Annotated in this window: 13 protein-coding genes and 1 other RNA gene; 4 read left to right on the top strand and 10 right to left on the bottom strand. The window is 61.6% G+C overall.

Going from position 1 to position 12,417, the window contains the following annotated elements; translation table 11 throughout:
* Positions 1 to 19: 19 nt before the first annotated feature.
* An RNA gene (rnpB, locus tag B5477_RS12490) (RNase P RNA component class A) lies at positions 20 to 371 on the top strand.
* 307 nt (positions 372 to 678) lie between these two features.
* On the opposite strand, the gene B5477_RS12485 is transcribed toward rnpB, so the two are convergent.
* Together B5477_RS12485 and B5477_RS12480 are read right to left on the bottom strand one after the other, a co-directional pair.
* Positions 679 to 1,359 carry a DeoR/GlpR family DNA-binding transcription regulator gene (locus B5477_RS12485; protein ID WP_079699991.1) on the bottom strand — a complete coding sequence of 227 codons (681 nt, stop codon included), beginning with the start codon at positions 1,357 to 1,359 and terminating at the stop codon, positions 679 to 681.
* 88 nt (positions 1,360 to 1,447) lie between these two features.
* The gene (locus B5477_RS12480; RefSeq protein WP_079699990.1) at positions 1,448 to 1,642 is read right to left on the bottom strand and encodes a DUF6774 domain-containing protein; all 195 of its coding nucleotides are present in this window, start codon (positions 1,640 to 1,642) and stop codon (positions 1,448 to 1,450) included.
* 315 nt (positions 1,643 to 1,957) lie between these two features.
* Between B5477_RS12480 and B5477_RS12475 the strand changes: the two genes are divergently transcribed.
* Complete coding sequence (locus tag B5477_RS12475; protein WP_079699989.1) at positions 1,958 to 3,208, top strand: hypothetical protein; 1,251 nt, start codon at positions 1,958 to 1,960, stop codon at positions 3,206 to 3,208.
* A 79-nt stretch (positions 3,209 to 3,287) separates the two neighbouring features.
* Here B5477_RS12475 and B5477_RS12470 read toward each other — a convergent pair whose 3' ends face one another.
* The 8 genes from B5477_RS12470 to B5477_RS12435 form a co-directional block, all read right to left on the bottom strand.
* Complete coding sequence (locus B5477_RS12470) at positions 3,288 to 3,599, bottom strand: YbjQ family protein (RefSeq protein WP_079699988.1); 312 nt, start codon at positions 3,597 to 3,599, stop codon at positions 3,288 to 3,290.
* Positions 3,580 to 3,801, bottom strand: coding sequence for a hypothetical protein (locus tag B5477_RS12465; protein WP_079699987.1), 222 nt, complete (start codon positions 3,799 to 3,801; stop codon positions 3,580 to 3,582). The genes B5477_RS12470 and B5477_RS12465 overlap by 20 nt, the downstream gene beginning before the upstream one ends.
* Before the next feature lie 21 nt (positions 3,802 to 3,822).
* Complete coding sequence (locus B5477_RS12460; protein ID WP_079699986.1) at positions 3,823 to 4,644, bottom strand: hypothetical protein; 822 nt, start codon at positions 4,642 to 4,644, stop codon at positions 3,823 to 3,825.
* A 205-nt stretch (positions 4,645 to 4,849) separates the two neighbouring features.
* On the bottom strand, positions 4,850 to 6,067 hold the full coding sequence (locus B5477_RS12455) for a homocysteine S-methyltransferase family protein (protein WP_079699985.1): 1,218 nt from the start codon (positions 6,065 to 6,067) through the stop codon (positions 4,850 to 4,852).
* Positions 6,068 to 6,290: 223 nt separating this feature from the next.
* Complete coding sequence (argS, locus tag B5477_RS12450) at positions 6,291 to 7,982, bottom strand: arginine--tRNA ligase (protein ID WP_079699984.1); 1,692 nt, start codon at positions 7,980 to 7,982, stop codon at positions 6,291 to 6,293.
* 17 nt (positions 7,983 to 7,999) lie between these two features.
* Positions 8,000 to 8,425, bottom strand: coding sequence for a YwiB family protein (locus B5477_RS12445; RefSeq protein WP_165873174.1), 426 nt, complete (start codon positions 8,423 to 8,425; stop codon positions 8,000 to 8,002).
* A gap of 58 nt (positions 8,426 to 8,483) precedes the next feature.
* Positions 8,484 to 9,293, bottom strand: coding sequence for a glutamate racemase (gene murI, locus B5477_RS12440; RefSeq protein WP_079699983.1), 810 nt, complete (start codon positions 9,291 to 9,293; stop codon positions 8,484 to 8,486).
* Between the two features lie 54 nt (positions 9,294 to 9,347).
* The gene (locus tag B5477_RS12435; protein ID WP_079699982.1) at positions 9,348 to 10,421 is read right to left on the bottom strand and encodes a D-alanine--D-alanine ligase family protein; all 1,074 of its coding nucleotides are present in this window, start codon (positions 10,419 to 10,421) and stop codon (positions 9,348 to 9,350) included.
* 378 nt (positions 10,422 to 10,799) lie between these two features.
* Between B5477_RS12435 and B5477_RS12430 the strand changes: the two genes are divergently transcribed.
* Positions 10,800 to 11,039 (top strand): hypothetical protein, encoded by a 240-nt coding sequence (locus tag B5477_RS12430; RefSeq protein WP_079699981.1) that lies wholly within the window; start codon positions 10,800 to 10,802, stop codon positions 11,037 to 11,039.
* Positions 11,039 to 12,385 carry a hypothetical protein gene (locus tag B5477_RS12425; RefSeq protein ID WP_079699980.1) on the top strand — a complete coding sequence of 449 codons (1,347 nt, stop codon included), beginning with the start codon at positions 11,039 to 11,041 and terminating at the stop codon, positions 12,383 to 12,385. Before B5477_RS12430 ends, B5477_RS12425 begins: the two co-directional genes overlap by 1 nt.
* The last annotated feature ends 32 nt before the right edge of the window (positions 12,386 to 12,417 follow it).

The raw sequence follows: 12,417 nt of genomic DNA, 5'->3' as shown, positions 1-12,417 counted from the left end.
TATAATGGGGGTATTCCATCGAGCAGGCCAGATGGCAGCGCGCGCAGCGCCGAAAGGCCGCGTGTGAGGAAAGTCCGAGCTCCGCAGGGCGGGATAGCTGCTAACGGCAGCCGGGGGCGACCCCAGGGACAGTGCAACAGAGAGATACCGCCGCGCGCTTTGCGCGGTAAGGGTGGAAAGGCGAGGTAAGAGCTCACCGGCACACTGGCGACTGTGTGGCCATGTAAACCCTATCCGGAGCAACACCGCATAGAGGGCACAAAGCGGCGGCCCGCCGCGCCCTCGGGTAGGTGGCTGGATTTGCCCGGCGACGGGCAAACAAGATAGATTGTCGTCAAATACAGAACTCGGCTTACAGACCTGGTCGGTGGAATTTTTGGAAAAACAGCGGGCCCGCACTAAGGGCGCACCCATGAGGGTGCCCTTAGTGCGGGCCCGCGTAGCTTTTCGATGACGAATCACTTGACAATTGGCGCAAAGGGAGGGGGTCCCCCTCTTGGGGGTTCCCCTCCCGGAGCTCCAGTGGCGCTCCGATTCACCCCTCCTGCGCTTTTTACGTCTTAATGAGGGCTTCTCGCCCTCAAACTCCCCGCCAAGGGGGCGCCGCCCCCTTGGAACCCTGTAATAGGTGGGCGGGTTTGATAAACCGAGGCCCGCACAATTGTGCGGGCCCGCTTGCTATGCTTCGCAGATCACGGTGCAGTCCTCGGGGGTGACGGCCAGGCAGAAGGCGCGCCGCCCCTCGCAGCCCGGGGGCACCAGCAGATAGGTGTGCCGGCTGCGGGACTTGACCAGCGCCTTCTGGTGCGCCGCCTTCAGGTCGCAGACATAGGCGCCCTCCTCGGGGAGGTAGCCCTCGGCCTGCAAAAAGGCCCGGTCGAAGTAGAAGGTGGAGATCATCCGCTCGGTCAGCGACCCGCCCACCGTGCGCGCGGCGGGGGAAACCTCGCCGCCGAGCAGGATGCACGAGCGCCCACTCCCCGCCGCCAGGGCCACCGCCAGGCTGGCGGTGACGATGGTGACCCGCTTCTCGCCCAGAAAGCGCAGGATGGCGGCGCAGTCCGCCCCCGCATCGAGGAAGATCACATCCCCCTCTTCCACGAATTCGGCCGCGCGCCGGGCCAGCTCGCTCCCCTCCGCCGCGGGGGAGGCTGCCGCTGCCGGTGCCGGTTCGGCGCGGGCCAGCTTGGCCGCGCCCCCGCGCAGCTGGACGATCAACCCCTCCTGCTCGAGGGTGGAGAGGTCCCGGCGCACGGTGGAGACCGAGATGCCCAGCGTCTCGGTCATTTCCGCAATATAAGCAATCTCATGCTGGGAGAGATATTCGATGATCTTGGTTTTGCGCAGATAGGGAATCATAGCCGTTTCATGCCTTTCGGATGGGATGTGAGGGCATGCGCCCCCTCCCTTTTATTATAGCCGGAAGGCCTCGGCCTTTCAACAGAATTCAAATTGTTTCATTTTTGTTCATGTTTTCGCCACACTTGCGGCTGAGGTATTCCCGCTGGACCGCAATGGTCTCCAGCGTTTCGCCCAGCTGCACGAAGACCGAGCCGAGCAGAAGAAGGTCCTCGGTCGGGGTATTGTTGGCGATGGTGATGGCGGTCGCGGCCACGGCGGCGGCCAGCTCGCTTGGATTCATAGTAATCCCCCCGTATATCCTTATTCGCCCGGGAGGGTGGACAGAAGGGAAGACAAAGAACAGCCTGCCGCGGCAGGCTGTTCTTCACGGGTGGTTTGCTTTATAAATGACCGCGAGATAAGCTTTCTTGTTGGCATACTTCCGCTCCCTTCCCAGGAAAAGCGGAGCAAATCCCTTGCCTTTTTCAAACTTATCCCAATTATATCCTCTTCTGGCGGATTTTGCAAGTGAATACATACTTCCGTGCCTGTCCCTCTCTTCCCGCATGACCGATAGAAAGCTTATCTGGCGGTCATTTATGAGGGAGGGAAACCATTGAACAGGAAAGCATTTGCGCCGATCCTGGCGCTAGCGCTGATTTGGTCTGTGCCGGCCGGCGCGGCCGGGGGTGCGGCGGTACGGGTCCAGGAGGGCTATGACTGCGACTACGGGGTGTATATTCCCTTTACCCCTTCGCCCCGCACCGGCAGTTACACCTTCGCACTCTACGAGGGGGAGGGAACGTCGGGCGCGCCCGAGGTGACGGCCGAGGTGGATACGGCGGGGAGCGCCCGGCAAACCGTCTATCTGCCGCTGCGTTACGACGTGAGCGGCCCGAGCACCTGGACGCTGGAGGTGACGGCGCGCGCCCCAGCGGGGCGGGAAGCATTTGACCGGGAGGCGACGCTCGTCAAAACTTTTGAGACCAGCCCGTCCTGCGGCTGTCCGGCGGGGACGGCGGGTGCCTTTTACGCGGGGGATGGGAGTGGAAAAAGCCCTTACCAGGTCGGGGCATCCGAGCAGCTGCAGCATGTCAACCGGCATTTGGGCGGCAGCTTCCGGCAAGTGAATCACATTGACCTCAGCGCCTATGGGAGCTGGACCCCCATCGGGGGAAACAGCTATGCAGCCTTTTCGGGGACCTACGACGGCGGCGGATACAAGATCACCGGGTTCACGGTGGGGAATACCATGCAATACAGCGGGCTGTTCGGCCTGGTCTCCGGGGCGGTGATCCAAAACCTCGGGGTACAGGATTACAATGTCAATGCGCCCGGCTCGGATTATGTGGCGGGACTGATCGGACAGATAGGCAATGCCAGCTCCCTGCGACGCTGCTTTTCCCGCGGCGGTACGGTGCGGGCCGGCGGGGATACCGGCCCGCTGGTGGCTTATGCGCTAGGCGAGGCCAACAACACGATGGAGGACTGCTATGTCAACGGTACCGTCGTCATCGGCGGGCAGAAGAGGACGGCGAGCGCGGGCGGCTTTAACGGGAATCCGTTTGCATTTTCCACTATTTCAAACTGTTACGCCCTCCCGGCCTCGGTCAGCTGCCACTATGTCGGCGGATTTGATTCCGCCGGCTACAGCACGGTTTATGCCAACTGCTGCTGGAGCACCAATATCGCCTCCTATGCCAGCGCATACAATATGAAAAATCCGCCCGGGACGAGAGGCTATACAACTGCGCAGCTGACCAACCCTGACCTGCGCGCCACTGTCTACAGCGGCTTCGATTTTGATACGGTATGGATCTGGGACGACCATATGGGTGCGCCGAAGCTCAGAGTCGAAAAAGAATGAGCCATGTGAACAGGGAACTAAACAGAACAGCCTGCCGCGGCGCCGCGGCAGGCTGTTTCATTTATAAAAGACAGAGGGATTATTTGAACTTTACCGCGGTGCCGTAGGCGATGACCTCGGCCGCGCCCTGCATGACCGCCGCCGAGGCATAGCGCATGCAGACGACGGCGTCCGCGCCCATCTGCTCGGCTTCCTCGACCATCCGCTTGGTGGCCAGGGCCCTCGCCTCGTTCATCATGTCCGTATAGGCCTTGAGCTCGCCGCCCACCAGGGTTTTGAAGCTCTGGGTGATGTCCCGGCCGATATTCTTGGACTGGATGGTGCTCCCGCGGCACAGCCCCAGCATCTCGAGCTCCTTGCCGGAAATGGTTTCAGTAGTGACTAAGATCATCTTCTTCTCCGCTCCTTACTTCATGGATTCTCTCGATCAGCACATAGATGGAAACGCCGGCCAGCGCCAGCGGGATCAGGCAACCCAGCGCCTTTATCCAGAAGGGCATGGCGATCAAAAAGCAAGCGGCCACAAAGCCTAAAAAATAAAGGGTTAGCACCGCCGTAATAATAATGGGCGCAATCAGCTTTTTCAGTTTCATCGGCGCGCCCTCCCCGAAAAATTAAAAATTGTACTCCGCAATGTAGGTCTCCCCTTCGTTGGAGAGGGTGAGCACCGGCGTGCCGTCCCCGATGGTGGTGCGGTAGCGCTTGTAGCCGTCGGGGAAATCCCGATCCCCAATGCAGCCGCTGGTGTTGATGGTGAGATTCTCGGGCGCCTCGCGCAGCCGCAGCCGGATCATGCTGCGGTGGTCGGTCAGCGCAATGTCGGCGTTATCCAGGAACCCGTCGGCGTTGAGCAGCACCTGCGCGGCCTTGCCCTCGATGTAAAGGCGGCTGTGCAGCATCTGTTCGGCGTCCACCCGCACCGTCCCCTCGTCAGAGGAGATCTGCACGGTGGAATTGATGTCCGGCAGGTAGACCACGCCGCCCGCGTCGTTGACCGCGAAGTTCTGGTACTCCTTGTCCGGGATGGTCAGGCGGACCACGTTGACCTGGTAGCCCTTGGGAACGCTGACATAGTCGAGGTCCTCGTCCGCCTCCACCGAAATGGTCAGCTTGCCATAGCGGTCCACCGCGGCGGATACCTCGAAGAGGTCCTGATCGTCCACCCCGACGTAATCCAGCTTGAAGTTTTTGCCGCTGCCCTTCTCCACCACGATCCCGCAGTTCGAGGAATTGATCTCCACCCTTGTGACCTCCCCGCCCGGGATGGTCTTGATCGCGCTGACCGCGTTTGGTTTGTGGGTCTCGAAGCGGTATTCGGGGATGTCCTCGTCATCCAGCAGATATTGGTGATAATCCTGCAGCGCGAAGGCGCTCGTCCCGCTGCCCAGAAGCAGCGCCGCCGCTGCCACGCCTGCAAGCAAGTTCTTTAGTTTCATATGGATTCTCCTTTTGATAAAACTGCCGATAAGCCTATTATACAGCCGTTTTGAGGCATTGCAAGCGCGGCGGCGCGGGATTCACAATGAGTTAACACCGGGTTTACAAAACTGGAAGAATTTAGATGGTATCAATCCAAAAAGGCCGCAAGGGGCTTTTGAAAAAGAATGCGCCTCTTTCCGGTTTGCCGGAAGGAGGCGCATTTTAGATAACGGTTGCACCATATCCCATCGCCAGCCGCTCCAGGATCTCGCGCGGCAGATCGGACATCGAGTCGATGATCGCCCGGCCGTTGTAGAGGACCAGCGCCATCTCCAGCGCCTCCTCGCTGTCCGAGACGAAGGCGACCGGCAGGCGGGCCATGTGCGCGTTGAGGGCGAAGAAGTGCGCGTCCTCCGCCGTATGCACCCGCACGAGGAGCACGTCCTCGCCGCGGTCCTCGATTTCGAGGATTTCATCCGACATGTCCAGCGAGCAGCGCAGCTCGTCGGAAAATTCGAACTCCTCCTCGAGGGAGAAGCTCTGCGCGTCGCAGGCGGCGGTGATCTCATGTTCGTCCCGCTCGATCTGCACCGCTGAAAAATCGAAGCTGTCCAGCAGCCGCCGCAGCTCGCGGATATGCGCGGGGGTGGTCTGGCAGCAGCCCCCCGCGATGGTGACCCCCGCCAGCAGAAGCCGCTCCATGGTGCGGGCGAACTCCCGCGGGGAGAGCACGCGGTCGGGGGAGAGCCCGGCGCTGGGCTTCGCAAGCAGGGGGATGTTCGCCTGGGGCGCCAGACGTAAAAATTGTTCCTCGAGCCCCTGCGAGGAGTCCGAGCAGTTTATTCCGAAGGCGCTCGCGCCCAGCCCCTGCATGGTGATCAGCACGGCCATGGGGTCGGCCTCCTGCGGGGTGCGTCCGCTGTCGTCCACCGTCACCGAGACGTAGACCGGAAGCCCGGTCTCCCGCGCGGCGAGCAGGGCGGCGCGGCATTCGGTCAGGCTGGTCATCGTCTCGCAGACGATTAGGTCCACCCCCGCTCTCTTAAGGGCAAAGGCCTGCTCGGCAAAGCAGTCCACCAGCTCCAGGAAGGGCAGGTCCCCGAAGGGCTCGACCTGCTCGCCGGTGGCTGAGATGTCGCCCGCGACCAGGCAGCGGCGGCCCGCCGCCTCGCGGGTGAGCGCGACGAGGCGCTCGTTGAGCTCGATCACCGGGAGGCTCAGCCCCTGCTGGCGCAGCCGCAGCCGGTTGGCGCCGAAGGTCGGGGCGAGCAGCAGGTCGCTGCCCGCTTCGAGGTAGGCGCGCTGCAAGTCCTGCAGCGCGCACGGATGATCGAGGACCCAAGTCTCGGTGCAGGCGCCGGGGGGCATTCCCTGCTGCAGCAGATTGGTCCCGGTCGCGCCGTCGAGCAGCAGCGGCCTTCGGGGAGGAGGGGTATTCATCGCTTCGTTTTCAGCTCCTTACGGATGACAAGTTGGTTGATGGGCCGGGGACGCAGAAAGTGCCGGTTCAGAAAAATCCGCATGTTTGGGCGCTATGCGCCCAAACTACATTCCCATTGGACTGCAAGCTACCAGGAAAGGCTCGTGTTCGGCGCGTAGCGCCGAAATGCAACTCGTTATGGGTTGCAAGAGACTTTTTATTGCTGCTGTGAAACAGCAGCGTTTACATCGTTTCGGGTGCGTTGATCTTGAGCAGCCGGAGCACATTGCGCAGCACCTGGCGGGTGGTCATGCACAGCATGATCCGCGCCTGCATAAGCCCCGTGTCCTCGCCCACCACCCGGCAGGCGTTGTAGAACTTGTGGAACAGAGTGGCCACGTCGATGGCATAGTGGGTCAGCCGCGCGGGGTCATAGGAGCGCGCCGCCTCGATGATCTCACCGGGCAGGCCGGCAAGGCGGCGGATGAGCTCGATCTCGCCCGGCTCGGTGAGTTTTTGCAGCTCGGCCTTCGCGGGGTCGTAGGCGATCTTTTCGGCCGCCAACTTCTTTTCGATCGAACAGATGCGCGCGTGGGCATACTGTACGTAGTAGACCGGGTTCTGGCTCGACTGCTCGACCGCGAGGTCGAGGTCGAAGTCCAGTGCCGAGCCCGCCTCGCGCATGTTGAAGAAGAAGCGGGCCGCGTCGATCGGGATCTCCTCGAGGATGTCGCCGAGGGTGATCGACTTGCCGGTGCGCTTGCTCATGCGGTAGGGCTCGCCGTCCTTCATCAGCCGCACGAGCTGCATGAGGATGATGTCGAGCTTCGAGCCGTCCAGCCCGATGGCGTCCATCGCGCCCTTGAGGCGGGCAACATGCCCGTGGTGGTCCGCGCCCCAGACGTTGATACACCGGCTGAAGGCGCGCACCGCAAACTTGTTGTAGTGATAGGCGATGTCCGCCGCGAAGTAGGTCGGATTGCCGTTTTGACGCACCAGCACCTCGTCCTTCTCGGCCCCGAACTCGGTGGCCTTGTACCAGACGGCCCCCTCGCTCTCATAGGCGAGCCCGCGCTTTTTGAGCGCTTCGATGGCTTCATTCACCGCGCCGCTCTCGTGCAGGGTGCTCTCCCTAAACCACACGTCGTAGACGATCCGGTACTTCTCCAGATCGTCGTGCAGCTTCTGGATGTTGCGCGGCAGGGCGTAGTCCACCAGCGCCTGGCGGCGCTCCTGATCCGGCACATTTAAATACTTGTCCCCATGCAGGCCGGCAAATTCCTGCGCGCGCTCCTTGATGTCCTCACCGTGGTAACCGTCCTCGGGGAATTCGATGGCGTCCTCGCCCTTGTAAATTTGCAGGTAGCGCGCTTCAAGCGACTTTGCGAACTTTTCGATCTGGTTGCCCGCGTCGTTGACGTAGAATTCGCGCGTCACGTCGTACCCGGCCGCGTCCATCGCGCTGGCCAGGCAGTCGCCGATCGCCCCGCCCCGGGCGTTTCCCATGTGCATGGGGCCGGTGGGATTGGCCGAGACGAACTCGATCATGACCTTTTCCTGCTTGCCGTAGTCCGAGCGGCCATACGCGTCCCCGTCCTCGGCGATGCATTCCAGCACCGAGCCGAACCAGCGCGGCGCGAGGAAGAAGTTTAAAAACCCGGGGCCCGCGACCTCGGCGCGCACAAAAAGGCTATCCGAAAAATTGAGATGATCTAAAATTACCTGGGCGATTTTCTGGGGGGCCATGCGAAACGCGCGGGCCGAGACCATCGCGACGTTCGAGGCGAAGTCGCCGAACTTGGTGTCTCCGGGGATCTCCACCACAAAATCAGGCAGCTCGCAGCTTGGCAGGGAGCCGTCCTCCATGGCGGACTTTGCAGCCGCCTGGATCAGCGCTTCGAGCTGGTCGGTGGCCTGCTTGACGGGATTGTGCATCGTAGTTCTACCTCCTGCTATTTACATTCCTTGACGTCGATATACACTTCATTTTCGCTGGCGAGCGAGGTGTTGATGTCCAGCGAGTACTTAAACTGGATATTCCCGCCCTTGTCGGTGAGGGTGGAGGAAATCTGGTTGCCCAGCACCCCGATCATCATCTCGCCGTAGCCGGTGTCATACACGCATTGGTGCCGCCGCCCCTTCTCCACGATCAGGTGGGAGCGGTAGGCCCCCGAGCGCAGCATGGTCACCCGGCCGTCCTGCTCCAACCGGAGGGTGGTCTTGCTGCCACCAAAACCGGTGGCCTCGGTCTCCTCGTAGGAGAGGTAGTAGCTGTCCTTCTTTTTATACAGGTTTCCGACCGTCATCAGCTCGATGACCTCTTCCTGGCCCTCCACCCGCTGGACCCCCTTGATGGAGATCAGCACGTCCTTTTTCATGTTTATGATAGTTCCTTTCCCGGGCGTTTGAAAGTTTCTCCTTTCCAACCTTCCCCTATCAGGACAGGGAGATTTTTTTGACGCTCCCTGAAACATCCTGCTGTAAAAATATTTTTGCCACCGAGCAAAAATCCTCGGCGCTGTCGGTCACATAGAATTCCCGCCTGCCCTCCTGCTGCCGCTCGCTAAGCAGCCCGTTCACCGTCAGGAAGCTCTGCACCGACTTTGCAGCCTCGCGGCCGGGGTCGATCAGGGTCACTTGGTAGTCGAGCACCTCATTGATCACGTCGTAGAGCAGCGGGTAGTGGGTGCACCCCAAGATCAGGGTGTCGATCCCCTCGCGCCGCAGCGGCTGCAGATAGGTCTCGGCGACCAGGCGCACGATGGGGTCCTTGGGGGAAAACTGGCCGTTTTCCACCAGCGGCACGAAGAGGGGGCAGGCGTTGCCGAAGACATGGGCGTCCGCCTTGATGGCCCGGATCGCCTTGCCGTAGGCGTTGGTGCGGATCGTCAAATTGGTGCCGATTACCCCGATCCGTCCACAGAGCGTCAGCGCGCAGGCGGTCTGTACCGCCGGGCCGACCACCCCCGAATACTGGACGGGCAGCGCGTCAGCGACTTTCTGCGGCAGGGTCGAGCTGACGGTGCCGCAGGCGGCGAGGATAAACTTTACGTCGTGGGAAAGCAGGAATTTAATGTCCTGCTGGGCGTAGTCGATGATGGTCTCCCGGCTCTTGCTGCCGTAGGGCAGCCGGCCGGTATCCCCGAAGTAGATGATGTCCTCGTTCGGCAGCAGGGCTTCCAGCTCTTTATAGGCGGTCAGCCCCCCCACGCCGGAGTCGAAGACGCCGATCGGGCGGTTATCCATGGAAAAGGCCTCCTTTCATGAGGAAGGCGGGAACGCCGGGAAGTTTTCCGCTTCTCAGCGTCCGAGCGCAAGTTCGATCAGCCGGTCCAGCAGCTCGCCGTAGCCCATCCCGCCGTGGCAGAAGAGCTTGGGATACATGCTGATATCGGTAAAGCCCGGCAGGGTGTTGAGCTCGTTGAGCACCACCCGGCCATCCTTGTGCAGCACAAAGAAGTCCACCCGCGCCAGCCCCTGGCAGTTCATGGCCCGGAAGGCGCGCACCGCGATTTCCCGCACCTCCTGCGCCTTAGCAGGCGGCAGGCGGGCCGGGATGTGCAGCGCGGTGGTGTCGTCGCAGTATTTGCCCTCGTAGTCGTAGAGCTCGCGCAGCGGCTCGATCTCCCCGACGTCGGCCGAGGCGACGGGGTCGCCGTTCCCCAGGACGGCGCACTCGACCTCGATCCCATCGAGGAATTCCTGGACGATGGCCTTGCCCCGCCCATCCTCGCGCAGCGCGAGCTGCAAGGCGGGGAGCAGTTCGCCCTCGCCGTGCACCTTGCTGATCCCCACCGAGGAGCCCGCGTTGGCGGGCTTGACAAAGACCGGGTAGGAAAGGGCGGCCTCCCGGAGCTTGCGGGCGACCATTTCGGGGTGGGTGAGCTCCTCCTCCCGCACGCAGATGCTGCGCGCGCTGGGGATTCCGCGCTGGGTGAGTACGCTGTAGGCGACGTCCTTGTCCATGCAGACTGCGCTGGCGAGCACGCCGCACCCGACGTAGGGCACGCCGCAAAGCTCAAAGAGCCCCTGCACCGTGCCGTCCTCGCCGTTCTTGCCGTGCAGCACCGGGAAGATCACATCCAGGCGGATACGCTGGACCCCGCCCTCGCGCAGGACCAGCAGGCCGTGGTCGGCCCGGTCGGGCGAGAGGATGGCGGGGGTGACGTACCGCCTATCGTTCCAGCGGTCGGGCCGGATGTTGGAAATCTCGCCCTCGTAGAGCAGCCAGCGCCCGTCACGGGTGATGCCTACCATATAAATGTCGTATTTTTCCCGGTCCAGGTTGTTTAAAATCGACGTTACCGACATCAGCGAGACTTCATATTCGCTCGAACATCCGCCGAACAGAACGCAGAGACTCAGTTTTTCCATGTTGCGGAATCAGATCCTTCCTATTCAAGCGGCGCACGGGGCGCCTGATGTTGTCAATAGAGCCTGTTAGTCATAAGTATATTTAGTTTAGCACATCCATATGCGATTTACAACGCAAAATTTACACCTCAAACGGCGTGAAAACTGGTGATGGGAAACAAAAGAAAGACCGTTAGCTAAGGCAGCTAACGGTCGTCTTTTTGTGTTTTCTTGGAAAGAGGCGCGAGCTTTCCGCCGGTTTCCTCCCTGTTTATCCTAATTATATCCTGTTCTGGTACGGATTTCAAGTGAAATCTTCCCTTTCCCGCCCCCACCCCCGGAGCGAAAGACCGCAAGCTGCCTTATCTACTGGTCTTTTATTCTTAAGGGGGAAGTCAAATGAAAAAATTCCTAACCGCGTTCCTGCCCGCTCTGGCGATACTTACTTTCTGCGGGTTTTCCTCGCAGGAAAACCCACGGGAGTATTACGCCTCCCTGCTTGGGCAGGGGATCATCACCGCGCAGGAGTATGAGCTGCTCGAGCGGTACGATTTCGAGCTGCCCGAGAGCGAGCAGCTCCCGCTCGACGGGTTCGTGATCGGGGAGATCACCACCTGCGCAATGCGGGAGCAGGGATGATGAGCCGGGCAGTGCGCCTGCGCCGGCTGCTGACCGCTTCGCTCACAGCAGGCATGTTCCTGCTCACCGCCAGCGCCGGGGCGGCGCAGAGCGGGATCACCGTGACGGTGCAGGATAACTACCAAGCGGACTACGGGGTGACCATTCCCTTCACCCGCTCGCCGCGCACCACCGACTACACCTTCTCGCTCTACGAGGGCGGCAGCGCCGCCGGGACCCCGGCGGTCAGCGCGAAGGTGGAGATGACGGCGGCGCAGGGGGATGTTTACCTGCCGCTGGCCTATGACATCACCGGGCCGCAGAGCTACACCCTGAAAATTGAAGCGCGCCCGCTGCCGGGCCGGATCGGGACGGACACGGCGGCGGCGCGGGAATTCTCCTTCACCACCAAGCCGACCTGCGGGTGCGCTTCAGGGACAGCGGGCGCGTTCTACCGGGGGAGCGGGAGTGCGGCGGATCCCTTCTACGTCGGCTCGCAGCAGCAGCTCGCGCATGTGGGAGCGCACAGCGCGGCGAACATCTACCAGGACCGGGACATTGCCCTCTCGGGCAACTGGACGCCGATCGGCAGTCAATCGGCCCCCTTTATGGGAACGTACAATGGAGGCGGGCACAGGATCACCGGGCTCAACATCAGCGGAGACAATCACGGCGGCCTGTTCGGCTATATCAACCAGGCGACCATTCAAAGGCTGGGGATCGAAACCACCGGAGTCATCAGTGGGACCGAAGCCGTAGGCTCTTTTAGCGGCGTCGCAAATAATAGTAACCTCATCAGCTGCTATGCCGTGGCCCAGGTGCGCAGCACCGCCACCAGCGGCTGGCCGGTGCTCGGCGGCTTGATCGGATCGAATACGGCTTGCCTGATCGAGGACAGCTACTTTGCCGGCAGTCTGCAATGCACCGACGGCTCCGTCAACGTGCGTTGGAGCGGCGGGCTTTGCGGAATCGCCCGCGAACTCTCCACTGTGCGCCGTACCTGGAACATTGTCGAATACTCTATCGGTTCCGCATCTCTCGGGCCAAACCGCCGTATGGTGGGCGGAGTCGCCGGAGACGTTTCCTCGGGCTCGGGTTCGGAGTGCAGACCGGGACAGCTGGGCGCTTCCAACAATTATTGGTCGGCAAGCGGCAGCGGTGGCCCGACCTATGCGGTTGCAAACTCCGCCAACGATATGAACTACGATTCCGGCGTCAACACCGGCTGCACGCAAATCTCCTCCTTTTCCTCCCTCCCGGCGGATTTCGACCCGTCCGTCTGGGAGATGGGCACCGTCACCGTCCCCACCCTGTCGGGCGGCAGCAAGACCGTTGCCGCCCCGGTTCTCAAAGTGTTTCAGTCGTAAAAGAATCCCATGCAAGAACCCCCGGCGGCCCA

Origin of the sequence: Provencibacterium massiliense (assembly GCF_900169495.1) — a bacterium.
Classification (GTDB): Bacteria; Bacillota; Clostridia; order Oscillospirales; family Ruminococcaceae; genus Harryflintia; species Harryflintia acetispora.
This window is presented reverse-complemented; position numbering and strand designations above follow the sequence as displayed.